This is a genomic window from Ensifer sp. GW821-FHT05G01 (assembly GCF_059419585.1).
The window spans coordinates 69,260-95,517 of record NZ_JBWKSC010000007.1 but is presented as its reverse complement, the minus strand read 5'-3'; the positions used below and the strand labels follow the sequence as shown (position 1 = coordinate 95,517).

Genomic DNA, 26,258 nt, shown 5'->3' with positions numbered 1-26,258 from the left:
GGCAACCATGAGCAAGCACGAAATCCGATCGCCCCTTCCAGGAACCTTCTATCGCTCGCCTGCTCCGGATGTTCCGCCGTTCAAGACGGATGGCGATGCCGTTTCCTCCAGCGACGCCATTGGCCTGATCGAAGTCATGAAGACCTTTCAGGAAATCCAAGCCGGCGTGGCCGGCGGCAGCATCCGGTTCCTCGTCGACAATGAAGAGCCTGTCATGGCCGGCCAGGTGATCGCCGAGGTCGAACAATGAAACTGCGCTCGGTTCTCGTTGCCAATCGCGGCGAAATCGCCGTCCGCATCATCCGCGCCGCCAAGGCGCTCGGTATCCGCACGGTTCAGGTCTATAGTGCCGCCGACGCCGACATGCTGGCCGTCAAGCTCGCCGACGAGGCGATCGAGATCGGGCCGCCCGCGCCGAAGAAATCCTATCTCAACATAGAAGCGGTGATTGCGGCGGCCAAACGCGCCGATGTCGATGCGGTTCATCCAGGCTACGGTTTCCTGTCGGAGAACGGTGATTTCGCCGATGCCGTGGTTGCCGCCGGCCTCATCTTCATTGGACCTTCAGGTGATGCCATCCGCCTGCTGGGCGACAAGGTCGCTGCACGCACTGTTGCCGAGAAGGCCGGCGTGCCGACGGTTCCGGGCAGCGATGGCCGGATCTCCAGCCTGACGGAAGCGCTTGCCGTAACGGAGCGCACCGGCTTTCCTGTGATGATCAAGGCGGCAGCCGGCGGCGGTGGCCGCGGTATCCGTATCGTCAACGATCCGGCCGAACTCGAAACGCAGTTTCCGCAGGCGTCCGCCGAAGCGCTGGCATCCTTTGGAGATGGCGGCCTCTATCTGGAAAAGGTCATCACCCGCGCCCGCCACGTCGAGGTGCAGATCCTCGGCGACGGTACGGATGTCGTGCATTGCTATGAGCGCGAATGCTCGCTGCAGCGCCGCCGGCAGAAGGTCTGGGAAGAGGCGCCGTCCTTCCTGCTTCCGTCCGTTGTGCGCAAGGAGCTCTGCGACAGTGCCGTCGCGCTGGCGCGCTCCGTCGGCTACCGCGGGGCAGGCACGGTCGAGTATCTCTATGACGACGAGACCCGCGAATTTTACTTCATCGAGGTCAACACCCGCATCCAGGTGGAGCATCCGGTCACCGAGATGATCACGGGCATCGATCTGGTCGAGGAGATGTTCCGCATTGCCGCCGGCGCGCCGTTGTCGATCCGTCAAGCCGACATCGCCGTCAAGGGCCACGCCATCGAGTGCCGGATCAATGCCGAGGATCCGAGACGCGGTTTCATGCCGGCGCCGGGCAAGATCGAGAGGCTCGATGTGCCCGAGGGCGAGGGTATTCGTTTCGATACCATGCTCTACGAGGGCTATGTGATCCCGCCATTCTACGATTCCCTGCTCGGCAAATTGATCGTCTGGGGCGATGACCGCAGCGCCTGCCTGGCTCGGCTTTCGCAGGCGCTGGCACAACTGAAGATCGAAGGCGTGCCGACGACGATCCCGTTGCATCGCGCACTGGCCGCTGACGCACAGATCGCTACGGGCGCCTTTCATACCCGCTTTCTCGAGACATGGCTTGAAACTGAATTTGCCGCCGATGGCGGCCGTGCCGCGGAGGTCGCGTGATGCCGACACGATATACGTTCGGAGGCGACGAGCACCTGTTCGTCGAGTGCAGCGACGAGATGTCGTTGGAAGCCTTCTTCAAGAGCCTCTCGATGGCCAACGGCGTCAAGGAGAGCGCCATCAAGGGCATCACCGAGATCTGCCCCGCGAATGCGTCGTTTCAGATCAAGTTCGACCCGGATCAGATCAAGCCGGATGATGTGCTGAAGGAAGTGCGTGCCATCGAGGGGGCTGCCGAGCGGGCCGAGCCGGTCATCCGCACCCGCATCGTCGAAATTCCCGTTTTCTACAACGACCCCTGGACGCATGAGACGCTGATGCGTTTTCGCGAGCGCCATCAGGAGCCGTCGGGAACCGATCTCGACTATGCGACGAGGATCAACGGCTACGGTGATGTCGACGATTTCGTCGCTGCCCATTCCGGCTCGCCCTGGTTCGTGTCGATGGTCGGCTTTGTTGCCGGCCTGCCGTTCATGTACCAGATGGTCGAAAGGCAACGGCAGATCCAGGTGCCGAAGTACCTGCGGCCCCGCACCGACACGCCGAGGCTGACCGTTGGTCATGGCGGCTGCTTCGGCTGCATCTATTCGGTGCGCGGTGCCGGTGGCTACCAGATGTTCGGCATCACGCCGATGCCGATCTTCGACCCGACGCAAACCACCAGCTATCTTCGTGATTTCATGGTGTTCTTCCGCCCAGGCGATATCGTCAAGTTCAAGCCGATCGACCGGGACGCCTATGACCAGGCGGTCGAGGATGTCGACAAGGGGCGCTTCAGCCCGCCTGTGCGCGAGGTCAGCTTCGACCTGCGCGAATTCCAGAAGGATATCACTGGCTACAACACCCGGCTGGAGGGCATGATCAATGGCCATTAAGGTGCTGCATCACGGTCTTGCGACCACCGTCCAGGACCTTGGCCGTCCGGGCTACTTCCACCTCGGCATTCCGCTCGGGGGCGCGATGGATCGCTACGCGATGCGCGCCGCCAATCTGCTGGTCGGAAACGACGAGGGAGCCGCGGGTCTTGAGGCGGTGTTCCTCGGCCCCAAGCTCGAATTTACCGAGGACGCTACCGTTGCCGTGACCGGTGCCGACATGCCGGTCAAGGTCGACGGCGTCGAGCAACCGGGATGGACGGCCTTTGCCGTTCGCGCCGGGCAGACGCTGACCTTCGATTTCCTCAAATCCGGCGCCCGCATTTACATCGCCGTTGCCGGCGGCATCGACGTGCCGCTGGCGCTTGGCAGCCGATCGACCTACCCGATCGGTGCGCTCGGTGGCTACAAGGGCCGGCCGCTTGCGGCGGGCGACGAACTGCCGGTTGGTGCAGCCAATGGGTCGGGTGAAGGTCGCTCGGTGGCTGAGCCGTTGCGCCGCCTGCCCGCAGCCCCCGTGGCGCTTCGCGTCCTGCCCGGTCTCTACTGGGATCGCCTTTCCGACGAGGCCAAGCGGAGCTTCTTTGCCGACGAATGGAAGGTGGCGCCGGAGGCCGACCGCATGGGCTACCGCTTCCGCGGTGGCACCAAGCTTTCCTTTGTCGACCGCGAGCAGCCGTTCGGCGCTGGCTCCGACCCGTCCAACATTGTCGACAGCTGCTATCCCTATGGCTCCATCCAGGTGCCCGGCGGAACCGAGCCGATCATCCTGCATCGCGATGCGGTGTCGGGCGGCGGCTACTTCATGCTCGGAACGGTGATCTCCGCCGACATGGACCTGATCGGGCAGATGCAGCCGCATACGCCAACCCGCTTTGTCGAGGTGACGATGGATGAGGCATTGGCGGCGCGGGCAGAGGAAAACGACCGGCTGGAAGCCCTGCGCACGTCGCTGCGCTGACGAGGCCACAGGAAGCGGAGGGGAAGATGGAGCGCGGGCATCGGAAGGGACAATCGGTAGCCGCGCCCGGATACGCCGGCAACGCTACCGAACGCGTTCGCCTATTCGACGACGCGCGTCAGATAGGCGGCGGTGACGCTTGGGCCTGGAATGATCGCGACGATCTTCATCTGCGCGATCGTCCGGTTCATCGAGGCGTCTATGTGGTTCTCCAGCATCGCCGCGGCCGCTGCGGTCGCACCGCGCGTCATCAGTTCGACGATCAGCCGGATCTCCGCAATCACCGCCGGGTCTCCCGGAAGACCGAGCTGCCGCAGCAGCCGTTCCGTCGCGGCAACCGGCAGAAGGTTGTTGCGGATCAGTTCGCGCAGGCGCTCGTTCGGCATGGCCAGCACGCAGCACTCGGTAAACTGCGTGCGGATGTCTTCGAGGTTCTGCCAGGCGTCGGTCGGTTGCGAACGGTCGAGTTCGCTAAGCCGGCTAAACAGGACGGCAAGCCGATCCCTGTCGATATGGCTGGCGGCAAGGGCAAGCGCCTGCGGTTCGAGCAGACGGCGCAGCATGAAATGGTCCTTGACGGTCTGGGCCGTCAGCGGGCCGGCGATCCAGTGCGAGCTTTGGTTCTTGCGCACCAGCCCGCGCTCGCGCAGCCGCGTCAGCACGTCGCGCACGACGGTGCGGCTAACGTTGAAGTGGTTGGCCAGTTCGTTTTCGATGATGCGGTACTGGCCGAAGATGACGCAGCCGGCGACGTCGTTCTCGATTTCCGTGTAGATGCGCTCCCAGGACGAGCGGCTCTGCAGCGCCTCGTCGGCGTGTTGCGGGATGGTGAGTCCGAGCGACTTGATGTCGGTGCGGTTGGGCTCGATCGCCCGGCCCGGCGGCCCGACGAGATAACCGCGCCCCTTGAAACGGTGAACGAGCCCATCGCTTTCCAATTGCAAGAGCGCGCGCTGAACCGGCGCGCGCGAGATCTGCAGGATCTCCGCAATCGGCCCCTCGAGCAGAACGAGGCCGGCCGGCAGGATGCCGTCGGCGATATTGCTGCGCAGAACGTCCTCGGCAATTTCGTAGCGGCGCTGGGTATTCTGGCCGAGGCGTGGCTCGCTCATGCGATCGGGCGTCTTCCGTTTGGCTGGCAATTTCGTCCTCTTTCTTTACGCCACTTGCCTGGGGATGTGACAGCTGAAAATAAATGCATTTTGCATACTGGATGGCAAATTAAATGTGCGATTGCCTATCATGTCTGGCAATGAACACATAACGCGTGACCGCTGTTCAGGCGAATGTGAGTGCCGTTGCTGCCCTGTCAGTTGCGTCTATATGGTGCGCTGGAGCGGTTAGGAACTCCAGATTGCACGGTATATCTGATTGTATGGCGCATTTTCCGGCCGAGGTCGGCGTCTGCGATTGCGTGTCGGGATGATGGCGCATTTCACTTCGAGATAAAAGACGAATAAAAGTCTATTGCATACAAAAATCATTCATGTCATTGTTCGTGACATGCAAGCGCTCAGAAGAAGCGTGCAGGTGGAACTTATCTTTTGAACCGCAAAGGACCTTCATCCCCGACGCGCATGTGACCATGCGCGAACGCAATCGCATGTCCGTTCGGATGCCGCATCGGCTCCGGCGACGGCGAAGCTTTGGGGGCGGGCGTTACGGCGGCAAACTGGCAGGAAACCAATGTCGACGGTCCTTCAGCTCAAGAACATCACCAAAACCTACGGCGACATGCGCGCGCTCAGCGGCATCGATCTCGCCTTGCCAGGCGATGCCTATATCTCGCTTCTCGGGCCGAGCGGATCCGGCAAGACGACGCTCTTGAGGGTCATTGCCGGTTTCGAGCATCCGGATGGCGGCGCGATCCTGTTTGACGGCAAGCGCATCGACACAGTGGCGCCGCACCAGCGCGGCATCGGTTTCGTCTTCCAGAACTTCGCGCTCTTCCCGCATCTGTCCGTCGCGCAGAACATTGCCTTCGGCCTGGAAAACAGGGATGTCGATCCGGTCACCGACCGGCGTGTCGTCGACGCCAGGGTGCGCGACATCATCAGCCTCGTCGGCCTTTCCGGTCTTGAGGGCCGGGCGGTCACGCAGATATCCGGCGGCCAGCGACAGCGCGTCGCGCTCGCGCGCACGCTGGTCACCGAGCCGCGCATGGTGCTTCTCGACGAGCCGCTCGGCGCACTCGATGCCAATCTGCGCGCCCGGATGCGGGCGGAGTTGAGGGCGATCCGCGAGCGTTGCGGCGTCACCTTCCTGCATGTCACCGGCAGCGAGGCCGAGGCTCTGGCCATGGGCGATACCGTCCTTGTGCTCGAAAGCGGCCGCATCGCCCAGTCGGCCGATTCCGACACGGTCTACAACAGGCCCGCGTCTCCGGCCGTTGCCCGCTTTCTCAACTGCTACAACCTCTTTCAGGGACGGATCGAAGGCGGTGCCTTCGTCGGCGGCGTCGGCCGGTTTGGGCTCGGGTCAGCCGCACCGACGCGGGCGGCATCACCGGCCTACGCCATCCGCTACGACCGGGTTTCGGTGCGGCCACGCGAAGCCGCCATCGCCGAGGACGAGATCAGGATCGAGGCCAATTTCGTCGCCAGCGAATACTCCGGCGCCGCGGTCAATTCCTTCTTCGCGCTCGATGACGGCCGGGTTTTCGAAGTCGAAAGCCACCTCAGCCACGCAGCGCCCGAAACCTATGCCGAACAGGGCCGCTACGCGCTCGTCTGGAAGCGGGAGGACGCCCTTGTTTATGCCTGAGATCGTTTTCGCAAAATCCGGCGCCATGGCGCCGCACCGTTCCCGCCCGGAGAATGAGAGATGAGCATGATGGCCGTTGCGGAGCAGACGGAAACCGAACCCGTCGTCGAGAAGAAATCACCGGGAAAGGCGCTTTGGCTGCTGGCACCCGGCGTCATCTGGATGAGCCTCTTCCTCGTCCTGCCGATGCTGATGATGGTCTATGTGTCCTTCTGGACGCAGACGACCTTTACCATCGAGCCGACGCTGACGCTGAAAAGCTGGGTCACCTTCTTCACCAGCGACACCTATCTCGGTGCGCTCTGGACCACGGTGCGCATCTGGCTGATCGTGCTCGTCGCCACCGTGCTGGTCGGCTATCCCGCCGCCCTTTTCGTCGGGCTGTTCGTCAAGAACAAGGCGCTGCAGACGGTGCTTCTGGTCCTGTGCGTCATCCCCTTCTGGACGTCGTTCCTGATCCGCGTTCTCGCCTGGCGGCCTATGCTCGGCAAGGAGGGTGCGATCAACATGATCCTGATGAACCTCGGCATCACCGATGCGCCGATCGAGGTGCTGTTGTTCTCCGAACTGTCGGTGATCATTGGCATGACCCAGATCTACTGCGTCTTCATGGTCGGGCCGATCGCCTTCATGCTCGGCCGCATCGACACCTCGATCATCGAGGCCGCTCAGGATCTCGGCGCCGGCTTCTGGCGGATCTTCCGCACGATCATCCTGCCGCTGTCGATGCCGGGCGTGGTCGTCGGGGCGATCTTCGTCTCGGTCATGGTTCTCGGTGAGTTCGCGACCTCAGCCGCGCTTTCGGGCCGCAAGGTCAACCTGCTCGGGAACATCATCGTCACCCAGGTCGGTTCGCTGAAATGGGCCTTCGCGGCGGTCGCCGGCGTCGTGCTCACCATCCTGATGGGCGCGGTCGTGGCCGCCCTGCTCAGGGTCGTCGATCTCAGGAAGGAGCTCTGATCATGAATGCCAGCGGCATCAAAACCGGCCTTGGCGCCTATACCGCGCTCTTCCTCGTGTTCCTCTATGGCCCGCTCGTCGTGCTTGCCATCCTGTCCTTCCAGACGGGACCGGAAGGCGGGCCGCAGTTCCCGATCATCGAATGGTCGACCTACTGGTACAAGCATCTCTTCGGCCTGACGCCGCCGTCGCGCATCGCGCCGCTGCCGATCGAGCAGGCGCTGGTCCGCTCATTGGGTCTCGCGGTGATGACCATGATCGTCTCGACGGTGCTGGGCGTCACGGCGGCGCAGGCGTTCCGCCGCAAGTTCCGCGGCTCGGGCGTGGTCTTCTACCTCATCGTTCTCGGCATGATGGTGCCGGGCGTTCTGGTAGGTCTCGGCATGGCGCTCGTCGCAAACACGCTCGGCATCGACCGTCACTGGTGGAGCACCGCCTTTGTTCTCCACGTGGTCTACACCTTCCCCTTCGCCTTCCTGGTGATGCTGGCGATCTTCAACCGCTTCGATCCGAGCATGGAGGAAGCGTCCTGGTCGCTCGGCGTCACGCCGGCACGCACCTTCCGCAAGGTGACGTTCCCGCTGATCTTCCCCGGCGTGCTTTCCGCCATGCTCTTCGCCTTCACGCTCTCCTATGACGAGTTTTCCCGTACGCTCTTTGCCTCGGGCCGCGACCTGACATTGCCGCTGGCGATCTACGGCACCTTCTCGGTCGAAGTGCATCCGAACGTCTTTGCCTTCGGCGTGCTGACGACGCTGTTTTCCTTCGCTCTGCTCGGCACCTATGCAGCGCTGATGATGCTGTCGGTGCGCCGCGCCAAGCGGGTCGCGATCCAGGAGGAGGCGTGATGGCCGGCTCTTCCGCACGCGGCTCAGCGATCGTCACCGGTGCCGGTTCCGGCATCGGCCGGGCCATCGCACTGCGGCTGGCGACTGATGGTTATGCCGTCGCTGTCAACGATCTCTCGCCTGAAAGCTCGGCGGCGGTCGCCGGAGAGATTGTGGCAGCCGGCGGTGTAGCAACGGCAATATCGGGCGACGTGTCCAGCGAAGCCGACGTCACAGCGACCGCCGAGAAGGCGGCCCAACGCCATGGCCCCGTGGCGCTGCTCGTCAACAATGCCGGCATCGCCCATCAGGCGCTGTTCGAAAATCTCGAGGTCGCCGATTTCGATCGGATGTTTGCGGTGCATGTGCGCGGCACCTTCCTGATGACCAAGGCGGTGCTGCCGGGAATGCTTGCCCGCGGCGAGGGCGTGATCGTCAACATGGCCTCGCAGCTCGGCCAGATCGGCGGCGTCGAGCTCGTGCACTACTCGTCTGCCAAGGCCGCGATCATCGGCATGACCAAGGCGCTGGCACGCGAGGTGTCGAGCCGCGGCGTGCGGGTGAATGCAGTCGCGCCCGGCCCCATCAATACGCCACTTGTCATGGGGCTTTCGCAGGATTGGCGGGACGCCAAGAAGGCGCAGCTGCCGCTCGGGCGTTTCGGCGAGCCGGACGAAATCGCTGCGACCGTTTCGTTCCTCGCTTCGCCGTCGGCAAGCCTGTTCGTCGGCCAGACGCTCGGGCCCAATTCCGGCGACGTAATGCTTTGACAGGAAAGATGAACATGCCAAATCCTCCCAAGACGTCCCGCATCGTTATCGTCACCGGTGCCGGCATCGGCATCGGTCAGGCCGCCGCCAAAGCCTTTGCCGCCAAGGGCGATCATGTGGTCATCACCGACATTCTCGAGCGTGAGGGCACGGCCACGGTCGAGGCCATCGTCGATGCTGGTGGCTCCGCTGAATTTGCCTATTACGACGTCCGTTCGACATCGGCGACCGACGCGCTGGTCGCTGATCTGGAAAAGCGGCACGGCCGCATCGACGTCGTCGTTGCCAATGCCGGCATTGCCCATCGCACCCCGCTGGCCGCACTCACCGACGACAAGTGGGACCTGACCTTCGACATCGATTTGAAAGGCATCTTTCGCCTCGCGCGCGCCGTCGCACCCGGCATGCGCCAACGCGGCGAGGGCAGCATCGTCGCGCTCTCCTCGATCATGGGCGTTGCCTATGGCTGGGACGAGCATGTGCATTATTCCGCCGCCAAGTCCGGCGTGATCGGTCTGGTGCGGGGGCTTGCGGTCGAGCTTGCTAGCGACGGGGTTCGCGTCAACGGGGTGGCGCCTGGCTACATCCGCACGGCGCAGCTGCTGTCGAAGGAAAACTCGCTTGGGCCTGAGGGCGCGGAGGCGGCTGCAGCCTTCATCCCGATGAAGCGGCTTGGAACGCCGGAGGATATCGCCGATGTCATCGCGTTCCTCGCATCCGACAGCGCGAGATACATGACCGGCCAGGTGCTGGTCGTGGATGGGGGCCTCCTGGTGGGGCGCTACTAGCGTCGCGCTGCGCGGCGAAAGAACAAGGGGTTCGCATCAAGCGTGCCCCGGGGAACAACAACAACTGGAGAAGAGACAATGCCCAATCTGGAAATCAATCGCCGCTCGCTCCTCAAACGGTCTGCCGGGATGATGGCGCTGGCGATGGGCGGCGGCACGCCGTTCCTGTCCTCGCGCGCCGCCTTCGCACAGGCCGCCGACCTGGCAGGCCAGCAGCTGCGCACCATCGGCCTTTCGGTCACCGTTCAGGAGCGCATTCTCGAACAGTTCAAGGCCGCTGCCGGCGTTGGCGGCACCTCCGGAACGGCCGCGACCTTCCCGGACGCCCAGACGAAGATCCTCTCCGGCTCGAAGGACTATGATTGCTGGGAAATCATCGCGGAACGCCTGCCATCGATCGTCATGACCAACAATGTCGAGCCGATCCCGGCCTCGGCCTTGAAGAACTGGGCCAACATCCGCGATACCTTCACCACCGCGAGCGACAAGTGGGATCGTTCCGCCCAGATCGTCGGCCAGATCTGGACCGACGAAAGCCAGGCGGCGCTGAACATGGTGCCGGCGGTCTATAACTACGATTCCATCGGCTACAACCCGGATGTGCTGTCGGCCGAAGAAGCCAACAGCTGGACCGCGATCTTCGATCCGAAGTGGAAGGGCAAGTCCGGTATCAACACCGACCCGCTGATCGCCATCGGTCAGGCGATGATGGCGATGAACTCGCTCGGCCTTTCCGACGTCAAGAACCCGGGCAATGCGACGGCGGCCGAGATCGACGAAGCTGCAAAGTTCCTGATCTCCAAGAAGAAGGAAGGTCAGTTCCGCGCGCTCTGGGGCGATTTCGGCGAACTCGTCAACCTGATGGCATCGGGCGAAATGGTCGTCTGCGATGCCTGGCAGCCGGCGGTCATGGCCGTCAAGGCGCAGGGCAAGCCCTGCCGCTACGCCGTGCCGAAGGAAGGTTATCGCGGCTGGGCGATCGGCCCGGCGATGATTGCCGGTACCGCCAACAAGGAGGCGGTTATCGCCTATGCCGACTACTGGCTCTCGGGCGAGCCGGGCATCACCGTCTCCGAGCAGGGCTACTATTCGCCGTCGACCAACATCAAGAACGTCATGGCGCCGGAGAAATATGCCTTCTGGTACGAGGGCAAGCCCTGGGTCGGCGCCGAGGAACGCGGCATCAAGGAAGGCGACCTGCGCGACGGCGGCTCTCTCGAAGAGCGCGCTAAAAACGTCGCCTACTGGCACCAGTGGCCGGATGAATACGACCATCTGATCCAGAAGTGGGACGAATTCCTCAACGCCTGACGAAGGATGACAGCCGGGAGGCAAATGCCTCCCGGTGTCTCAAGACACGGGCGCGTGGCCATTGCGCGCGCGCGCTACCAGCCAGTGATTTCAGCAAGCTCCGGAGAGCCACGATGATCTTCGACCTCGAACTCAACAATGTTGGCAAGGTCTACGACAACGGCACGCCCGCCGTGATCGATTTCAACCTGTCGGTTTCCAAGGGCGAGTTCATCGCGTTCCTCGGGCCGTCCGGCTGCGGCAAGACGACGACGCTGCGCATGATCGCCGGCTTCGAATCGATCTCCTCCGGCGAGATGCTGATCAAGGGCAAGCGCATGAACGACATCCGGCCGGAACACCGGCCGACGTCGATGATCTTCCAGAGCTACGCGCTCTTTCCGCACATGACCGTGCGCCGCAACGTCGGCTACGGGCTCGACGTCAAGGGCATGGCAAAGGCCGAGCGTGACGCCAAGGTCGACCGTATCCTGGCGACGCTCGGGCTCGAGGATATCGCCGAGAAAAAGCCCGACCGGTTGTCGGGCGGCCAACGCCAGCGCATCGCGCTCGCACGCGGGCTCGTCGTCGAGCCGGATATCCTGCTGCTCGACGAACCGCTCGGCGCGCTCGACGCCAACCTGCGCAAGGCGATCCAGAACGAGTTGAAACTGCTGCAGAAGACGCTCGGCGTCACCTTCGTCTTCGTCACTCATGCCCAGTCCGAGGCGCTCGCGCTCTCCGACCGCATCGTGGTGATGAACCAGGGCAAGGTCGAGCAGATCAGCCCGCCGCACCAGCTTTACACCCGGCCGAACACGGCGTTCGTCGCCCAGTTCATCGGCAACAACACGATCTTCCAGGGCGAGGTCGACGGCGCATCGGATGACCGGACGCTGGTTTCGACGCCGCTCGGTCAGCTTTCCGGTCGACCGAACGGCACGCTCGCCAGGAAATCGAGGGTCAACGTCGTCATCCCGGCCGAAGCGATCGAGGTGCACCCCGCCGCTCTGGTTTCGCGTGACCAGATTGCGCACACGGTCGGCGGCAACGTCGTCGGCGCCAGCGTCAGCCGTTTCGACGTGGTCGGCCACGTATCCCATCTGACGGCAACACTTGGGGACGGGCGCACCGTCTCGCTCGAAGCCCATGTCGACAAGTACCAGCCCGATGCCTTCCCTGTCGGCGCCGACATTCTTTTGAGCTGGCAGCCGGGCAAAGCCACGGTCATTCCAGCCTGACGTCACAGCCAGCTTGACCTTTTGAACGATAAAACACGAAGGAGACATACCATGGCCAAGGAAATCCTCTGCAGCTTCGGCATCGACGTCGATGCGGTCGCCGGCTGGCTCGGATCCTATGGGGGCGAGGATTCGCCTGACGATATCTCGCGCGGCCTTTTCGCGGGCGAGGTCGGCAGCCCGCGCCTCCTGAAGCTGTTCGAACGCTTCGGAATCAAGACCACCTGGTTCATTCCCGGCCACTCGATCGAGACCTTCCCGGACCAGATGCAGGCGGTTGCCGATGCCGGCCACGAGATCGGCATTCACGGCTACACCCATGAAAACCCGATCGCCATGACGCGCGAGCAGGAGACCGCGGTCCTCGACAAGTGCATCGACCTCGTCACCAAGCTCTCGGGCAAGCGCCCGACCGGCTATGTCGCGCCGTGGTGGGAGTTTTCCAACGTCACCAACGAGCTGCTGCTGGAACGCGGCATCAAGTACGACCACTCCCTGATGCACAACGACTTCACGCCCTATTATGTGCGCGTCGGCGACAAGTGGACCAAGATCGACTACTCCAAGAAGCCGTCCGACTGGATGGTGCCGCTCACGCGCGGCAAGGAAACCGATCTCATCGAAATCCCGGCCTCCTGGTACCTCGACGACCTGCCGCCGATGATGTTCATCAAGAAGTCGCCAAACAGCCACGGCTTCGTCAATCCGCATGACATCGAGCAGATCTGGCGCGACCAGTTCGATTGGGTCTACCGCGAGATGGACTATGCGGTGTTTCCGATTACCATCCATCCCGATGTTGCCGGGCGCCCGCAGGTGCTGATGATGCTGGAGCGGCTCTATGCCCACATGATCAAGCATCCCGGCGTGAAGTTCGTGACGATGAACGAGATCGCCGACGACTTTGCCAAGCGCTTCCCGCGCAAGAAGTGAGCGACTGACGGGGGCGGTCTGCGTACCGTCCCCGCCTTTTTACCGATTGCCCGCCTTTTTACCGATTGGATGACACCATGTGCTCTCTCTGCGGCGTCCTTGGAGGCAACGAACACTGGGCCGATGCCGTGGCGCGGCCGGGCGTCTATACCCGCAATGTCGAGCGCATCGACCGAAGGCGCGAGCGCGCCAACCGTGTGCGGATCGCCAACGGGATGCTGGCGCGCTTCGGCCTCACAATCACGGACTGGCAGGGCGCATCCTTCGTGCTTGCGACCCGCACTGGCAAGAGCGAGATCATCGAGGATCTCGGCCACCTCTGGCCGGCGGCCGAACGGCTCTGTGGCCGCCCCTGCGATCCGCTCGACGTGGACCTGATTGCTGCCGCGGAGGTCGCGATCGATGACTGAACCGCAGATCCCGCTTTTGACCCCGATCAACCTGCTCACGGGCTTCCTCGGCTCCGGAAAAACGACGCTCCTTGCACGCCTGCTCGCCGACCCCGCCCTTTCCGACGCCGCCGTCCTCATCAACGAATTCGGAGAAGTCGGTCTCGACCATCACCTGGTCGAGCGCATCGACGACACTATGGTGCTGCTGCAATCGGGCTGTCTCTGCTGCACGGTGCGCGGCGAGCTTGCCGATGCGATCAAGGACCTGCACTCGAAACGCGAGCGCGGGCTGGTTCCGCCCTTCCGCCGTATCGTCGTCGAGAGCACCGGGCTTGCCGATCCGTTCCCGGTCCTGTCGACGATCAAATCCGATCCGGTTCTGCGCCATCATTTTCGCCCCGGCAACGTGATTACCACCGTCGATGCGGTCAACGGGCTCCGTCAACTCGGCAGCTATGTCGAGTCTAATCGACAGGCCGCCGTTGCCGACCGGCTTGTTGTCACCAAGGCCGATCTGGCGCCGGCGGCCGATATGTCGGGCCTGGTCGAGAAGTTGCGTGGCATCAATCCGGATGCGCCGCTCTTGACCGCAACCGATCCCGCCTTCGATGTCGCCGACCTCGTCGATGAAAACCTCAGCCTGCGTGCAGCGGCGCTGCAATCGACAAGCGGGTTCTACTGCGAAGCGCCGGCTCAACTGGCAACGGCTGACGGCGGCGTGCATCAATCGGCGGTCACATCCTTCGTGATGATCGTGGAGCGCGCCATCGACTGGACGGCCTTCGGTATCTGGCTAACGATGCTGCTGAACCGTCACGGCGACAGGGCGTTGCGGGTGAAGGGCATTCTCAACATCGCCGGCGAGGAGCGCCCGGTCGCCATTCATGGCGTTCAGCATCTGGTGCACACGCCTGTGCATATGGAGCGCTGGCCGGATGAGGATCGCCGTTCGCGCATCGTGTTTATTGTTGACGGTCTGGATGTCGAGCTGCTGAAACGGTCGTTCGAGGCCTTTGCCCTCGACCGGTCGTCGGTCGGGGATGGGGCCGTGCCGAAACTCAGCCTTCAGGAACGTCAGTCGTCTTCATGAGCAAACATCTGCCTGATCAACCGACACCAGCGACACCATCCCTCCATCTCGAAGGGCGGCCGCGCCTGCGCGTGCTCGGCACGGCGATTTCGCTGCTGGAGGAGTTGCGGGTTCGTGCCGAGGCCGATCTCGGCATCGAGGTGGTGTTCGACAACAACGACTTCCTGACGACCCAGCACAAGGCGGCGCAGGAGCCGGATAGTTACGACATCTACGATCAGTGTTTCCACAATCTGGATATCGTCTGGTACTGGCGGGCGATCCAGCCGATCGAGATCGGCCGCATTGCGCTCTGGGACGAGATCAACGACCTGACGAAGACTGGCCATATCGGCCCGAATGCCCGCCTGGGGCAGGGCGACGCGCCGGTCAAGAAACTGTTCGTGCAACCCAATCTCGAGCTTGGCGACACACCGTCGAGCACGATCTCGATGCTGCCGACGACGCACAATTTCGACAGCTTCGCCTACAGGACCGTTGTCGCCCCCAATACGGTGTCGATGAACAGTTGGGCGGCGTTGCTCGACGAACGCTGGGCAGGACGTGCAGCCCTGGTCGACGAGCCGGCGATCGGCATCTTCGATGCGGCACTGGCCGCGCAGGCGTCCGGATTGATGTCGTTCGACAATATTGGCGCCATGACGGTCGACGAGATCGATCGGCTGATCGGCCTGCTCGAAGAGCGCAAGAAGAACGGCTACTTCCGCGCCTTCTGGCGCACGGCCGAGGATGCGGCGCGGCTGATGGTGCGAGGCGAGACCGATATCCAGAGCATGTGGTCGACGGGTATCAGCATCCTCAACGGCCAGGGCGTTCCGGTGGAACAGGCGGTGCCGGCCGAAGGCTATCGCGCCTGGCACGGCGGCTTGTGCCTTGCGCGTCATCTGTCGGGCCGCATGCGCGACGTCGCCTATGAGTATCTCAACTGGTGGATTTCCGGTTGGCCGGGCTCGGTGGTCGCACGCCAGGGCTATTATATCTCGACGCCGGAGCGCTCGCGACAGTGCATGTCGGCGGCTGAATGGGACTACTGGTATGGCGGCCTGCCGGCTACCTGCGACCTGCCGGGGCCAGACGGTACAATCCGCATCCGGGCGGGATCGGTCCGCAGCGGCGGTTCCTACTGGCAGCGCGCCAACTGCATCGCGGTCTGGAACACCACCATGGACGAGCACAATTATCTGGTTCGCCGCTGGATGCAGCTGGTCGAGCGATAGAGGGGTATGCGATGACGCAGGATCTTGGCGGGCGGTCGATCGCGCAGTTGTCTGCGCTGCTGCAAACCGGTGCGCTCGATCCGCGAGACCTGACAGCCTGGACGTTTGAGCGGATCCGCAGCCACGACGACCAGGCGATCTTCACCATGACCCTGCCGGAGCGGGCGATGCGCGAGGCGGATGCTTCCGCCCGTCGCATTGCCGCCGGTCGCCCGCTTGGGCTTCTCGATGGAATTCCCGTCGCGTGGAAGGACCTGTTTGCCATTGCAGGGGTTCCGACGACAGCCGGATCGGCGGTCCTGAAGGACGCGCCGGCAGCGCAAGACGACGCGGCCGTGGTAACGGCGCTCGGCCATGCCGGCATGGTCAGTGTCGGACGGGTCAACATGAGCGAGTTCGCGTTTTCCGGGCTCGGCATCAACCCGCATTACGGCACGCCGCGCAATCCGCGCTCGCTCGATGTCGATCGACTGCCGGGTGGCTCGTCCTCCGGTTCCGGCGCCGTGGTTGCTGCCGACCTTGTGCCCGTCTCGATCGGTACTGACACGGGCGGGTCGATCCGCATTCCCGCCGCCTTCAACGGCGTTGTCGGCTACAAGGCGACCCGCGGCCGCTATTCCATGCGCGGTGTCTTTCCGCTCGCCAGGAGCCTGGATTCGCTCGGGCCTCTCTGCCGCACGGTCCAGGATGCCGTCTGGGTCGATGCCGCCATGCGCGGTCTGCCGGCGCCGGAAATCCGCCGTGGTCATCTCGATGGCCTGTCGATCGTCGTGCCGACGACAGCGGTGTTCGATGGTGCCGAGGACGGTGTCGTCTCCGCTTTCGAGGCAGCAATCGGCCGGCTGCAGCGGGCTGGCGCCCATGTGCGTCGCCAGCCGTTTCCGGCGTTCGAGCGCATCTTCGAGACCATGGCGCGCCATGGACCGCTGGTGACGGCCGAAGCCTACGCCTTGCATCGAGACCGGCTCGAAGGCCCGCAGGCCGCAATGATGGACCAGCGCGTCGTGGCTCGGGCGCGGCTGGGGCAAAATATCAGCCTTTCCGACTACATCGCCACGCTTGAGATACGCGAGGCGTTGATCGCCGAGGTCGCCTCAAGCGTTGGGCCGAACGAGATTATCGCCTTTCCGACGGTCGCGCATGTCGCGCCCGCCACCGATCAGCTTCTCACGGACGATGCCTTGTTCGTCGAAACCAATGCCAAGACCTTGCGCAACACGTTGATCGGTAATTTTCTTGACTGGTGCGGCGTCTCGCTCCCCTGCGGCACTGGCAAAGCCGGCATGCCGGTCGGCCTGCTGCTCTCCGCCCAGCCGCATCACGACGCCCATCTGCTGTCGATGGCGCTTAGCGCTGAAGCGGTGGTGCGCGCCGATTGAGCTTTCACTACGCCCAGCGACAAGAGCAAGCGCACTTTGCGACTAGCCGGAGAGCCAAAGGCATAGTCTACTGCTTGAAGACCTCCGGAAACGCCGGTCGCAAAGGCCCTGAAGAGGCTGCGACATCAAAGGCGACCGGTCAGGAATAATGGGCCGCGATCGGCCGTCGCTCGGCAACATGGGAACAGCCGAAGCGAACGGACGGCGGACGGGATGGGAGCTTCGCATGGACGTGAGTTATTCCACGGCAGGCACGGCGGCGCGCGAGCGCAAGCGGTATTGGGACGAAGCGGTGTCGAGCACCTACTTTCCGCTCGACCTGCGCTTCCAGAATTCGGCGGAGTTTTCCGGCGACTTGAACGTCTGGGACCTCGGCGCAGTCTCGCTGTCGCGGCTCGATTCCGACGGCCTTCTCTACCGTCGGCAGAAGCGGCACCTGCTGCATGAGCGCGAAGAAAGCTACCTGATCACCGTACCGGAAAAGGCGGAGATCAGTTTCGAGCAGAGCGGAAAGGCCGTGCGCTGCAAGCCGGGCGCCTTCTTGGTCGAGCGCAGCCACTTGCCTTACGAATTCAGCTACACCGCCAAGAACACGCTCTGGGTGCTGAAGGTGCCGATCGCGACGCTGCGCCCGCGTGTCGGCCTGCCCGAACGTATCGCCTCGCTCAGCTTCGATTCCACCCGGGGCACCGGCGCATTGTTCGTCGACATGATCCGGCTAATCGCGCCACGGCTTGTGGAGATGGATGCACCTGCCCGCGACATGACCGGCAAGCATCTTGTCGACATCCTCGCTATGTCGCTCATCTCCGATGAGCGCATGCTGATGTCGGATGCCGGGTCGGTTCAGGTTGGCCACCTGCACCGCGTCGAAAGCTATGTCCGCGCCAACCTTGCCCGTACCGATCTCGGGCCGCAGGTGATCGCCGATGCCTGCGGCATCTCGGTGCGCTATCTGCACCAGCTGATGAAGCGGCAGGGCACGTCCGTGTGCCACTGGATCCGGGTCCAGCGGCTTTTGCGCTGCGACGAGATGTTGCGCGATCCGGCCTGCCGCAAGCTGGTTTCGGAAATCGCCTATGCGCTTGGGTTCAGCGATCACGCGCAGCTCAGCCGCCACTACAAGGCGCATTTCGGCTACAGCCCGAGCGAAGCGCGTGAGCGCTACAGCCTGACGAGCCCCAGCGGCTCCGGCTGAACCGGGCGGCCGTTCGTTCCAGACACACGCGAGGTGAGCGCGCCCGACCGGGCGAGGGCGAAGCCTTGCCTGCTTTTCAATGAACCGAAGACAGGAGACGAACCTTGCAGAACCTTCGCGTTGCCGTCGATGTCGGTGGCACCTTTACCGACATCTGCATCATGGACGAAACCACCGGCCTGATCCGGGTCGAAAAGACGTCATCGTCGGCAGATCCGATCGACGGCATCATGTCCGGCGTCGAAAAAGCCGGCATCGACCTGTCGAAGGTGGCGCTGTTTTCGCACGGTACCACCGTTGCCACCAATGCCCTGATCACGCGGCGCCTGCCGCGCACGGCGATGGTGTGTACCCGCGGCTTCCGCGACGTGATCGAGATCCGCCGCGCCAACAAGGAAGACCTCTGGGATACCTACAAGGACGTGGTGCCACCCTATGTGCCGAGGCGTGACCGGCTGGTCGTCTCCGAACGTATCGACGCGCAGGGCGGGATCGTAGAAACGCTCGACGAGGACGAAGCCCGTGAAGTCGCGCGCATTCTCAAGCGCCGCAATGTTGCGGCCGTCGCCGTCTGCTTCATGAACGCCTTCATGAACGGTGCCAACGAGCGGCGGATGAAGGAAATCCTGATGGAGGTGATGCCCGGCGTACCGGTGTCGACCTCGTCGGAAGTCCTGCCCGAAATCTTCGAACATGAGCGGTTCTCGACCACGGTCGCCAATGCGGCGCTCAGCCCCGTCGTCGTCGACTACACCTCGAGGCTCGGCAAGCGGCTACAACAGGACGGCTATGAGCGTGACCTTTTGCTGCTGCACACGGGCGGCGGGGTGATGACGCCGAAGAGCGTCGAAGACTTTGCTGCGCGGCTCGCCGGCTCCGGCATCGCTGCCGGCGCGATCGCCAGCAAATACATCGCCGAACTCTGCGGCTTCAGGAACTCGATCGGCCTCGACATGGGCGGCACCTCGACCGACGTGTCGCTTGCCTATGACGGCCAGTCGCGCATCACCAAGGACTGGTTCATCGAATTCGGCTATCCGATCCGCTTTTCGTCCATCGAGGTTCTGACCATCGGCGCCGGTGGCGGTTCGCTTGCCTGGACCGACGAGGCGGGATCGCTGCGCAATGGGCCGCAATCGGCGGGCGCCAATCCCGGCCCGGCCTGCTATGCCAAGGGCAACCGCCAGCCGACCAACACCGATGCCAATGTCGTGCTGGGCCGCCTTGGTACCAGCCTGGCCGGTGGCAAGATCACGCTTGATGCGGACCTGGCGCTTCGGGCGGTTCGTGAGGGCGTGGCCGAGCCGTTCGGGCTCGAGCCGCACGCGGCCGCCGACGCCATCATCCGTGTGGCCAATGCCAACATGTCTGACGCTGTACGGCTGATCTCGATCAGCCGCGGCTATGACCCGCGCGACTTTGCGCTGGTTGCCTTCGGCGGTGCAGGCGCCCTGCATGGCGCGGCGATCGCCCGCGAGCTGTCTATCCCCGCGGTCATCGTTCCGCCGAACCCCGGTGTCACCTCGGCGCTCGGCTGCCTTCTCGTCGACATGCAGCACGATTTTTCCGAGAGCTATCTGAAGCCGGCTAACGACGCAGACGCAACGGCCATCGAAGACGCCTTCGTCCGCCTCGAACAGGAAGCGCTGGAACGGCTCGCGCACGAGGGTGTGGCCGACAAGGATGTGGTGCTCCAGCGCAGCATCGACATGATGTATCTCGGACAGTGGCGGTCGCTCGCTGTCTCCGCGCCGTCGCCTGTCACCGACATCGCGCCGCTGGTCGAAGCCTTCCATCGTGAGCATCAGCGCGAATACAATTTCCGCCGTGACGAGACACCCGTCAGCCTGTTCCGCATCAACCTGAAGGCAGTCGGCATGGTGCCGAAGGCATCGCTTGCAAAGCACGTGCCGACCGGACTGATCCCTACGCCGAAGACGCGGCGCAATGTCTGGTTTGCAGCCGACGCCGCGGTCGATACGCCCGTCTACGAGCGCGAGACGCTGCCCGCAGGCTTCGTCTTCAAGGGGCCTGCCATCGTCGAACAGCTTGATTCCACCGTCGTCGTCCCGCCGGGAACGACCGCGGAAGTGGACACATACCTCAACATCATCATCCGCATCGAAGGTGAAGCGAATGTCTGAACAGCAAAACCTTGACCCGGTGACCTTCGAGGTCCTGAAAAACTCCTTCATCACCAGCGTCGACCAGATGGCCGAGCAGATCTTGAGAACCTGCTATTCCTTCGTCATCTACAACCGCGACTTTTCGAGCGCCCTTCACGATGCCGAAGGCAATTCGGCCGCCCAGGGCAACCAGGACATCGCCGTCCATGTCGGTACGCTGCACTTCACCTGCAAGGACGTCATCCGCGCTTTCGACGGCGACATGCATCCGGGCGACGTCTACGCGATCAACGATCCCTATGCCGGTGGCACCCATTTCAACGACGTTCGGCTGATCCGGCCGATCTTCGTCGACGGCAGGATCATCGCCTTCAGCCAGTCGAACGGCCACTGGTCGGATCTCGGCGGCAGCGTGCCCGGATCCTTCGACGTCGCCGCCAAGGAAATGTTCAAGGAGGGCATGCGCATCACGCCGATCCGTCTGTTCGACAAGGGTCGGTTCTGCAAGGACGTCGCTCATCTGATCGCCTCCAACACCCGCGACCCGGCCTCGATCATTGGTGATATTCATGCGCAGGCCCAGGCGACCCAGGTCTGCGAGCGCGAGATCCTTCGGCTCGTCGGCAAATACGGCGAGGGCACCGTCAAGCAAGGGCTTGGCGCTGTGCAGGATTATGTCGAGCGGGCCATGCGCCAGCGCATTGCCGCGCTGCCCGACGGCGAGTGGGAAACGCAGGACTTCATCGACCGCGATCCGGCCGGCAACGAAGGCATGATCCCGATCAAGGTCAAGCTGACGATCAAGGGCGATCGGGCGATCTACGACTTCACCGGCAGCCATCCGACCATCGGCTCGATCTACAATTCGGCCTTCGGCGCGACCTTCTCGGCGGTCGCGGCCGGCATGAAGACCTTCTTCCCCGATCTGCCGCTCAACAGCGGCTTCTACCGGGTGTTCGAAATCATCGCGCCGGAGGGCTCGATCGTCGACGCCAAATGGCCGGTGGCCGTTACCGGCTTCCTCATGCCCTTCGAGAAGATCATGAACGCGATCTACGAGATCTGGTCGAAGATCATTCCGGAGCGCGCCATCGCCTGCGCCTTCAATCTCGAATATCTCCTGACCGGTGGGCGCGACGCGCGGGCGGCGGAAAAGCCGATCTTCATGTTCTATGACTGGTTGCCGGGCGGCTGGGGCGGTCGCAATGGCATGGACGGTTGCAACGTGACGACCGCCTGCTTCGGAACCGGACTGATGGCCCAGCCGGTCGAAGGACAGGAGCGGGCAAATCCGATCCTGACCACCGAATTCGAGGTGCTGACGGATTCGGCCGGCCCGGGGAAATGGCGCGGTGGCGCCGGGGTGATGAAGACTTCCCGCATGCTGGAGGCCGAAAACACCGTCATTTCCTATATCTGCGACCGCGAGCGCGCCATCGTCTGGGGGATCGAGGGCGGCTTGCCCTCCATGCCGCACGGATTGACTTTGACGCGGGAAAAGACCGGCAGGAAGGAGTGGCTCGGCGCCACCTTCTCTGACGTGGCAATCGAGGCCGGCGACATCTTCTCGCGCCCGACCGCCGGCGGCGGTGGCTTCGGCGATCCGCTGGAGCGCGATGCGCAGCGTGTCCTTGCCGATGTCATCGACGACTATGTCTCGGTCGAGCGGGCAGCCAAGGACTATGGCGTCGTCATCCACCCGGTCGATCCGGAAATCTGCGCCTACGAGATCGATGCGGCGGCGACTGTCGCGTTGCGACGACAGATCAGGGCTGAGCGCCTGGGCTGGCTTGAGACGGATCCAGCCGAGATCTCGGCGCGATTCAAGGCCGGCGAGATCGACGCACTCGACGCGGTTCGCCGCCACGCCGTCATCCTCGACTGGGACACGGGCGATCTGCTGCCCGTCTCCACCGAACAGTTTCGCGACATGTATCGCAAGCGCTCAGCCGCCTGCTGGCAGTAACAACGCAAACGACGCGGCCGGTGGGCGGAGCGCCCACTCGGTAGACAGGGGGACGGCATGGCAGGTGTTACGATCGTCGCGGCCACGGAGGCCGACAGATCGGCGTGGAACGAGCTTCACGCGGGGTTCGCCGCGTTCTATGGCGTTCATCAGACCGACGAGATGCGGGACCGGGTCTGGGGCTGGATCCGCGACGGTGCGCTCGAATGCAGGCTGGCGCTCGATGGCTCCGGCCGCCCGATCGGGTTGACGCACTTTCGCGAATACATCCGGCCGCTATTGGCGGCGCGGGGCGGCTTCCTCGACGATCTCTTCGTGGCGCCCGAGGCGCGCGGCAGCGGGGCGGCCCCAGCCCTCATTCGGGCCGTCGCCGATATCGGACGAGAGCGTGGCTGGTCTGTCATCCGCTGGATCACGCGCGACAACAACTACAGGGCCCGCGGCCTCTACGATCAGCTGGCCACCAGAACCGATTGGCTGACCTATGATATTGCCTTGTAACACATTGAAACCGGAGATGCCGATGACCGCACAGCCCAATTCCACCGAAGCGCGGGACATGGCCTACCATCTCCATTCCTACACCAACCCGCGCAAGCTCGAGCGGGAAGGGCCGCTGATCATCGACCGCGGCGAAGGCATCCACGTCTTCGACAACAGCGGCAAGCGTTATATCGAGGGTATGGCTGGGCTCTGGAGCGTGGCTGTCGGCTTCGGCGAGAAGCGGCTGGTCGAGGCCGCGCGTCGCCAGATGGACAAGCTTCCCTATTACCATACCTTCTCGCAGAAAGCGCACGGGCCGGTGGTGGATCTGGCGGAGAAGCTCATCGGCATGGCGCCGGTGCCGATGTCCAAGGTCTATTTCGCCAATTCCGGATCCGAGGCGAACGATTCCGCGATCAAACTGGTCTGGTACCGCTCCAACGCGCTTGGAAGACCGGAAAAGAAGAAGATCATTTCGCGCATCAAGGGCTATCATGGCGTAACAGCGCTGAGCGCGAGCCTGACGGGGCTGCCCAACAATCATCGCTCCTTCGACCTGCCGCTTGCCAACATCCTGCACACGACCTGCCCGCACTACCGCACCGGTGCCGAACCCGGCCAGGACGAGCTTGCTTTTTCGCGCTGCTGCGCCGAAGAGCTGGAGGCGCTTATCCTTGAGGAGGGCCCGGAGACGATCGCCGCCTTCATCGGTGAACCGGTCATGGGTGCCGGCGGTGTCATCGTTCCGCCCGAGGGCTATTGGGCGGCGATCCAGGACGTGCTGCGCAAATACGACATCCTGTTGATAGCCGACGAAGTGATCTGCGGTTTCGGGCGCACCGGCAACATGTTCGGCTCAGAGACCTTCGGCATGCGCCCTGATATCATGACGCTCTCCAAGCAGCTGTCGTCGTCCTACCAGCCGATCGCGGCGCTCATGATCAACGACAGTGTCTATGAGCCGATCGCCAATGAGGCCGACCGGATCGGCGCGCTCGGGCACGGATTTACCGCGAGCGGCCACCCGGTCGCCGCTGCCGTATCGCTCGAAAACCTCGCGATCATCGAGGAGAAGGACCTGGTCGGCAACGTCCGCCGCCTCGCACCGCATTTCCTCGGCCGTCTGAATGCGCTCGAACGGCACCCGTTGGCTGTCGAAGCGCGCGGCATCGGCCTCATCGGCGCGCTTGAGCTTGAGGCGGCGGATGGCGCGGCCGCTGGCGCAACCGGCGCCCGGGTAGGAGCGATCCTGCAGAGGAACGGGCTGATCTGCCGCAATATCGGCGATTCCATCGCCTTTTGCCCACCGATGATCATCACCGCGGCCGAGATCGACGAGATGTTCGATATCGTCGAGGCGAGCCTTGGCGAGCTCGGTCAGCAGGCAGCGGCATAAGGGCCTCCATGTCGGGCCTACGTCAGATAGCGGGCCGCCGACACGCCGGCCCGCAGACGTTTCTGATAAAAGAAGATCTTCGCAACGAAGCAGTTGAAAGCCGAAGGTGCGCGCTTTCCTTCGGTTGCATCTTCATCCTTCGTCGTAGCTAAAAGACGCAGATTGACACGCCTTCAATCCTGGACATATCATTAAGTCAAATTACTTGACTTATTAATGCGTCATCGAAACCTGGAGGGGAGTTCGTCATGTCGGCAGTCGAGGAAATGCGGTTCAGACCAATTGCAGGAGGGACCGGAGGGATCATTCATTCAGTGACGGCAAGGTTGTTCGGTGGGGCCATGGCCGCATCGTTGGCCCTGCTTGCGGCGGGCCAGGTACAGGCCGAGTCCGTTCTGACCATGCACATCGAAGAGCAGACGAGCTGGGTGCAGAATTTTAACCCGTTCGATCTCGGCGGGCGGCGCCAGAGCACCATGGACTTCGTCTACGAGCCGCTCGTCATCTTCAACGACTACGACGGTGGCAAGCCCGTCTGGCGGCTGGCGACCGGCTACAAGTTTGCCGACGACCTGAAGTCGATCACCTACACGCTGCGCGACGGCGTGAAGTGGTCGGACGGCAAGCCGCTGACATCGGCCGATATGAAATTCACACTTGAACTGATGCTGAAGAACCCGGCCGTCGATATCGTCGGCGTCGGTGAGAGCGTCGCCTCAGTCGAGGCGGTGTCGCCGACCGAGGTCAAGATCAACCTCAAGGACGTCGATACCCACTTCCCGGAATCACTCGCCGACTTTCCTGTGGTGCCCGAGCATATCTGGAAGGACGTCGGCGATCCGCTCGCCTTCAAGAACGAGAAGCCTGTCGGTTCCGGCCCGATGACCGAGATCCGCCGCTTCACGCCGCAGGTCTACGAGCAATGCCGCAATCCCAATTACTGGGACGCAGCGACGCTGAAGGTCGATTGCCTCAAGCTGCCGCAGATTGCCGGCAACGATCAGATGCTGGCGCTTCTGCCCGAAGGGGGCCTCGACTGGTTCGGTTCGTTCCTGCCGCAGATCGACAAGACCTATGTCGGCCTCGATCCGGAACACAACGCCTATTGGCAGCCGCCGGCCGAAACCGTCTCGTTCCAGATGAACCTCAAGTCGGCCAATGCCGGTAACGCTGAAGCGTTCAATGACATGACTTTCCGCCGCGCCTTCAGCCTGGCGATGGATCGCACATCGATGGTCGATATTGCCGGTTTCGGTTATCCCGTCGTCAATGCGCATGCGAGCGGCCTGCCGCCGCGCTTCGACAGCTGGCGCAACAAGGCGGCCGAAGGCGCTAAGGACGAATGGCTCGCTTACGACATCGACAGGGCCAACAAGCTGCTTGACGATGCCGGCTACAAGAAGGACGGCGAAGGCTTCCGCACGACGCCGAGCGGCAAGCCGATCACGTTCCCGATCATCGTCCCCAACGGCTGGACCGACTGGATCGATGCGGTCCAGATCGCCGCCGAAGGCCTGCGCAAGATTGGCATCAATGCTTCGGTGGCGACGCCGGAATACGAGCAATGGCAGAAGCAGATTCTCGACGGCTCGTTTGAAGCGGTAATGAATTCGCGTGCTGACGGGCCGACGCCGTTCCGCGGCTACTTCCAATCGCTGTCGACCGCTTTCGGCGGACGCATCACCAGCGCCCCCTCGCGTTACTCCAATCCGGAACTCGACAAGGTGTTCGACAACTACCGACGGGCGACGACGGACGAGGACCGCAAGAAGCTGTTTGACGAGGTGCAACTGATCGTCGCCGACAATCTACCCGTCGTTCCCGTCTTCAACGGTCCGACCTGGTATCAGTTCTCGACCAAGCGCTTCACCGGCTGGGTCTCGAAGGAAGAACCGGCGATGAATCCTGAGGATCACGACAACAACCGCATGCGGCTGGTGCATTTGCTGCGGCTGAAGCCGGTCGAATAGA

General features: G+C 63.2%; 23 protein-coding genes. 22 read left to right on the top strand and 1 reads right to left on the bottom strand.

From position 1 onward, the window contains the following. The first annotated feature begins 7 nt into the window (after nt 1–7). Genes AC07UR_RS18110 through AC07UR_RS18095 form a run of 4 tightly spaced genes read left to right on the top strand, consistent with a single transcriptional unit; the run spans nt 8 to nt 3,468 of the window. Nucleotides 8–250, top strand: a complete 243-nt coding sequence (locus AC07UR_RS18110; protein ID WP_173421235.1) for an acetyl-CoA carboxylase — start codon at nt 8–10, stop codon at nt 248–250. Next, entirely contained in the window at nt 247–1,632 is a 1,386-nt protein-coding gene (locus AC07UR_RS18105; RefSeq protein WP_209788777.1) for an acetyl-CoA carboxylase biotin carboxylase subunit, read from the top strand. The genes AC07UR_RS18110 and AC07UR_RS18105 overlap by 4 nt, the downstream gene beginning before the upstream one ends. Then, nucleotides 1,632–2,507: a 5-oxoprolinase subunit B family protein gene (locus tag AC07UR_RS18100; protein ID WP_209788775.1), complete on the top strand. Its 876-nt coding sequence runs from the start codon at nt 1,632–1,634 to the stop codon at nt 2,505–2,507. The genes AC07UR_RS18105 and AC07UR_RS18100 overlap by 1 nt, the downstream gene beginning before the upstream one ends. Beyond that, a complete protein-coding gene (locus AC07UR_RS18095) occupies nt 2,497–3,468 on the top strand; it encodes a 5-oxoprolinase subunit C family protein (protein ID WP_173421232.1) in 972 nt (323 codons plus the stop codon). Before AC07UR_RS18100 ends, AC07UR_RS18095 begins: the two co-directional genes overlap by 11 nt. A gap of 101 nt (nt 3,469–3,569) precedes the next feature. On the opposite strand, the gene AC07UR_RS18090 is transcribed toward AC07UR_RS18095, so the two are convergent. Next, on the bottom strand, nt 3,570–4,580 hold the full coding sequence (locus tag AC07UR_RS18090) for a GntR family transcriptional regulator (RefSeq protein WP_209788764.1): 1,011 nt from the start codon (nt 4,578–4,580) through the stop codon (nt 3,570–3,572). 574 nt (nt 4,581–5,154) lie between these two features. Between AC07UR_RS18090 and AC07UR_RS18085 the strand changes: the two genes are divergently transcribed. The 18 genes from AC07UR_RS18085 to AC07UR_RS18000 all read left to right on the top strand — a co-directional run bounded on the left by AC07UR_RS18085 (nt 5,155) and on the right by AC07UR_RS18000 (nt 26,257). After that, on the top strand, nt 5,155–6,231 hold the full coding sequence (locus tag AC07UR_RS18085; protein WP_173421230.1) for an ABC transporter ATP-binding protein: 1,077 nt from the start codon (nt 5,155–5,157) through the stop codon (nt 6,229–6,231). A 69-nt stretch (nt 6,232–6,300) separates the two neighbouring features. Continuing rightward, nucleotides 6,301–7,191 (top strand): ABC transporter permease, encoded by an 891-nt coding sequence (locus AC07UR_RS18080; RefSeq protein ID WP_412728345.1) that lies wholly within the window; start codon nt 6,301–6,303, stop codon nt 7,189–7,191. 2 nt (nt 7,192–7,193) lie between these two features. Further along, nucleotides 7,194–8,039 (top strand): ABC transporter permease, encoded by an 846-nt coding sequence (locus tag AC07UR_RS18075; protein ID WP_112806212.1) that lies wholly within the window; start codon nt 7,194–7,196, stop codon nt 8,037–8,039. Next, nucleotides 8,039–8,788, top strand: coding sequence for an SDR family NAD(P)-dependent oxidoreductase (locus tag AC07UR_RS18070; protein ID WP_209788761.1), 750 nt, complete (start codon nt 8,039–8,041; stop codon nt 8,786–8,788). Before AC07UR_RS18075 ends, AC07UR_RS18070 begins: the two co-directional genes overlap by 1 nt. Nucleotides 8,789–8,802: 14 nt before the next feature. Next, nucleotides 8,803–9,576: an SDR family NAD(P)-dependent oxidoreductase gene (locus tag AC07UR_RS18065; protein ID WP_209788758.1), complete on the top strand. Its 774-nt coding sequence runs from the start codon at nt 8,803–8,805 to the stop codon at nt 9,574–9,576. A gap of 78 nt (nt 9,577–9,654) precedes the next feature. Further along, entirely contained in the window at nt 9,655–10,887 is a 1,233-nt protein-coding gene (locus AC07UR_RS18060; protein WP_209788755.1) for an ABC transporter substrate-binding protein, read from the top strand. A gap of 113 nt (nt 10,888–11,000) precedes the next feature. Next, a complete protein-coding gene (locus tag AC07UR_RS18055; protein WP_209788752.1) occupies nt 11,001–12,107 on the top strand; it encodes an ABC transporter ATP-binding protein in 1,107 nt (368 codons plus the stop codon). A gap of 51 nt (nt 12,108–12,158) precedes the next feature. Beyond that, on the top strand, nt 12,159–13,040 hold the full coding sequence (locus AC07UR_RS18050; RefSeq protein ID WP_209788749.1) for a polysaccharide deacetylase family protein: 882 nt from the start codon (nt 12,159–12,161) through the stop codon (nt 13,038–13,040). Nucleotides 13,041–13,117: 77 nt separating this feature from the next. Beyond that, complete coding sequence (locus AC07UR_RS18045) at nt 13,118–13,450, top strand: hypothetical protein (RefSeq protein ID WP_173421223.1); 333 nt, start codon at nt 13,118–13,120, stop codon at nt 13,448–13,450. Beyond that, nucleotides 13,443–14,522 (top strand): CobW family GTP-binding protein, encoded by a 1,080-nt coding sequence (locus tag AC07UR_RS18040; protein WP_209788746.1) that lies wholly within the window; start codon nt 13,443–13,445, stop codon nt 14,520–14,522. The genes AC07UR_RS18045 and AC07UR_RS18040 overlap by 8 nt, the downstream gene beginning before the upstream one ends. After that, nucleotides 14,519–15,739 (top strand): ABC transporter substrate-binding protein, encoded by a 1,221-nt coding sequence (locus AC07UR_RS18035; protein ID WP_494700054.1) that lies wholly within the window; start codon nt 14,519–14,521, stop codon nt 15,737–15,739. Before AC07UR_RS18040 ends, AC07UR_RS18035 begins: the two co-directional genes overlap by 4 nt. An 11-nt stretch (nt 15,740–15,750) precedes the next feature. Then, nucleotides 15,751–17,118: an amidase gene (locus tag AC07UR_RS18030; protein WP_209788744.1), complete on the top strand. Its 1,368-nt coding sequence runs from the start codon at nt 15,751–15,753 to the stop codon at nt 17,116–17,118. 226 nt (nt 17,119–17,344) lie between these two features. Further along, nucleotides 17,345–18,316 (top strand): AraC-like ligand-binding domain-containing protein, encoded by a 972-nt coding sequence (locus tag AC07UR_RS18025; RefSeq protein ID WP_209788735.1) that lies wholly within the window; start codon nt 17,345–17,347, stop codon nt 18,314–18,316. Between the two features lie 104 nt (nt 18,317–18,420). Next, on the top strand, nt 18,421–20,460 hold the full coding sequence (locus tag AC07UR_RS18020; RefSeq protein WP_209788733.1) for a hydantoinase/oxoprolinase family protein: 2,040 nt from the start codon (nt 18,421–18,423) through the stop codon (nt 20,458–20,460). Beyond that, a complete protein-coding gene (locus AC07UR_RS18015) occupies nt 20,453–22,408 on the top strand; it encodes a hydantoinase B/oxoprolinase family protein (protein WP_209788730.1) in 1,956 nt (651 codons plus the stop codon). The genes AC07UR_RS18020 and AC07UR_RS18015 overlap by 8 nt, the downstream gene beginning before the upstream one ends. Before the next feature lie 57 nt (nt 22,409–22,465). Next, complete coding sequence (locus AC07UR_RS18010; protein WP_173421216.1) at nt 22,466–22,909, top strand: GNAT family N-acetyltransferase; 444 nt, start codon at nt 22,466–22,468, stop codon at nt 22,907–22,909. Nucleotides 22,910–22,931: 22 nt separating this feature from the next. Continuing rightward, entirely contained in the window at nt 22,932–24,287 is a 1,356-nt protein-coding gene (locus AC07UR_RS18005; RefSeq protein WP_209788727.1) for an aspartate aminotransferase family protein, read from the top strand. A 341-nt stretch (nt 24,288–24,628) separates the two neighbouring features. Further along, nucleotides 24,629–26,257, top strand: coding sequence for an ABC transporter substrate-binding protein (locus AC07UR_RS18000; protein WP_209788724.1), 1,629 nt, complete (start codon nt 24,629–24,631; stop codon nt 26,255–26,257). The last annotated feature ends 1 nt before the right edge of the window (nt 26,258 follow it).

Excerpts from the sequence above, each read along its gene's own strand:
- AC07UR_RS18110 (WP_173421235.1), top strand. The coding sequence starts at position 8 with ATGAGCAAGCACGAAATCCGATCGCCCCTTCCAGGAACCTTCTATCGC.
- AC07UR_RS18105 (WP_209788777.1), top strand. The coding sequence starts at position 247 with ATGAAACTGCGCTCGGTTCTCGTTGCCAATCGCGGCGAAATCGCCGTC.
- AC07UR_RS18100 (WP_209788775.1), top strand. The coding sequence starts at position 1,632 with ATGCCGACACGATATACGTTCGGAGGCGACGAGCACCTGTTCGTCGAG.
- AC07UR_RS18095 (WP_173421232.1), top strand. The coding sequence starts at position 2,497 with ATGGCCATTAAGGTGCTGCATCACGGTCTTGCGACCACCGTCCAGGAC.
- AC07UR_RS18090 (WP_209788764.1), bottom strand. The coding sequence starts at position 4,580 with ATGAGCGAGCCACGCCTCGGCCAGAATACCCAGCGCCGCTACGAAATT.
- AC07UR_RS18085 (WP_173421230.1), top strand. The coding sequence starts at position 5,155 with ATGTCGACGGTCCTTCAGCTCAAGAACATCACCAAAACCTACGGCGAC.
- AC07UR_RS18080 (WP_412728345.1), top strand. The coding sequence starts at position 6,301 with ATGGCCGTTGCGGAGCAGACGGAAACCGAACCCGTCGTCGAGAAGAAA.
- AC07UR_RS18075 (WP_112806212.1), top strand. The coding sequence starts at position 7,194 with ATGAATGCCAGCGGCATCAAAACCGGCCTTGGCGCCTATACCGCGCTC.
- AC07UR_RS18070 (WP_209788761.1), top strand. The coding sequence starts at position 8,039 with ATGGCCGGCTCTTCCGCACGCGGCTCAGCGATCGTCACCGGTGCCGGT.
- AC07UR_RS18065 (WP_209788758.1), top strand. The coding sequence starts at position 8,803 with ATGCCAAATCCTCCCAAGACGTCCCGCATCGTTATCGTCACCGGTGCC.
- AC07UR_RS18060 (WP_209788755.1), top strand. The coding sequence starts at position 9,655 with ATGCCCAATCTGGAAATCAATCGCCGCTCGCTCCTCAAACGGTCTGCC.
- AC07UR_RS18055 (WP_209788752.1), top strand. The coding sequence starts at position 11,001 with ATGATCTTCGACCTCGAACTCAACAATGTTGGCAAGGTCTACGACAAC.
- AC07UR_RS18050 (WP_209788749.1), top strand. The coding sequence starts at position 12,159 with ATGGCCAAGGAAATCCTCTGCAGCTTCGGCATCGACGTCGATGCGGTC.
- AC07UR_RS18045 (WP_173421223.1), top strand. The coding sequence starts at position 13,118 with ATGTGCTCTCTCTGCGGCGTCCTTGGAGGCAACGAACACTGGGCCGAT.
- AC07UR_RS18040 (WP_209788746.1), top strand. The coding sequence starts at position 13,443 with ATGACTGAACCGCAGATCCCGCTTTTGACCCCGATCAACCTGCTCACG.
- AC07UR_RS18035 (WP_494700054.1), top strand. The coding sequence starts at position 14,519 with ATGAGCAAACATCTGCCTGATCAACCGACACCAGCGACACCATCCCTC.
- AC07UR_RS18030 (WP_209788744.1), top strand. The coding sequence starts at position 15,751 with ATGACGCAGGATCTTGGCGGGCGGTCGATCGCGCAGTTGTCTGCGCTG.
- AC07UR_RS18025 (WP_209788735.1), top strand. The coding sequence starts at position 17,345 with ATGGACGTGAGTTATTCCACGGCAGGCACGGCGGCGCGCGAGCGCAAG.
- AC07UR_RS18015 (WP_209788730.1), top strand. The coding sequence starts at position 20,453 with ATGTCTGAACAGCAAAACCTTGACCCGGTGACCTTCGAGGTCCTGAAA.
- AC07UR_RS18010 (WP_173421216.1), top strand. The coding sequence starts at position 22,466 with ATGGCAGGTGTTACGATCGTCGCGGCCACGGAGGCCGACAGATCGGCG.
- AC07UR_RS18005 (WP_209788727.1), top strand. The coding sequence starts at position 22,932 with ATGACCGCACAGCCCAATTCCACCGAAGCGCGGGACATGGCCTACCAT.
- AC07UR_RS18000 (WP_209788724.1), top strand. The coding sequence starts at position 24,629 with ATGGCCGCATCGTTGGCCCTGCTTGCGGCGGGCCAGGTACAGGCCGAG.